The following is an 818-nucleotide window of genomic DNA, read 5'->3' on the forward strand; positions in this document are numbered from 1 at the left end:
TACGCGCTACTGGGTCAATGAGCTCGCCAGCGCGCCAGCGCTCTAAAAGATCGTCATTGGTAGATTGAGTTTGGGCAACACGTTCGAGGATGCAATTAGCAGTCATTTCGCCATTGTAGAAAGGTCTGACCTAGAATTGTGGGATGGATCAAAAAGACCAGCGTCCCTATAAGCTTGTATGGCCTCTACAGGCCATGCCTTTAGCTAGGGCAATGAGCCTGAGCTATGCGCTACTCTACTTACTTTTACCCGTTCTTAAATCACGCTACTTTAGAGCCACAAACGGCCACTGCTAAGTGGACGGCAGATTCTTGCGAGGCATGGGTACCTACCCAAGATGGTGAAGCTTCACTTGCTGCAGTGATTGCAGCCTCAGGTTTACCTGCAGACAAGTGTAATGTCTACAAAGTGAACCTTGGCGGTGGATTTGGTCGCCGTGGTGCGTTTCAGGACTACACCACTCAAGCGGTCAATATCGCTAAGCAAATGCCAGGTACTCCAGTCAAATTGATTTGGACGCGTGAAGCCCAATACAGAATTACTCAGCTGATTTTGTAAAAAACTAGCGGCATCTGCACCCTCCACAAAAATGAGGCCCCATTGGGGGAGATTGGCTTGTATTGGTGTATTTTGGGGGTGATTGATCATGACCCTTTTATCATAGCCTGATGAGTAGAAAAATTCAGGGAAGTCGTCGTTTTAATAAGAACAACACTTTGGGCCAACGTCTTAGAGCTTGGCTATATGGGCTTCTTGCGGTGATTGGTATCTTCTATAGCGGCATCTTTTTATGGCCAGTAGTTCCATCCAATCCCAAT

Annotated in this window: 1 protein-coding gene; it reads left to right on the top strand. The window is 47.3% G+C overall.

Going from position 1 to position 818, the window contains the following annotated elements; translation table 11 throughout:
• Positions 1–225 precede the first annotated feature (225 nt).
• On the top strand, positions 226–558 hold the full coding sequence (locus tag CBI31_RS10245) for a molybdopterin cofactor-binding domain-containing protein (protein WP_240553950.1): 333 nt from the start codon (positions 226–228) through the stop codon (positions 556–558).
• Positions 559–818: the final 260 nt, after the last annotated feature.

This window comes from Polynucleobacter campilacus, from assembly GCF_002206625.1.
GTDB classification, from domain to species: domain Bacteria; phylum Pseudomonadota; class Gammaproteobacteria; order Burkholderiales; family Burkholderiaceae; genus Polynucleobacter; species Polynucleobacter campilacus.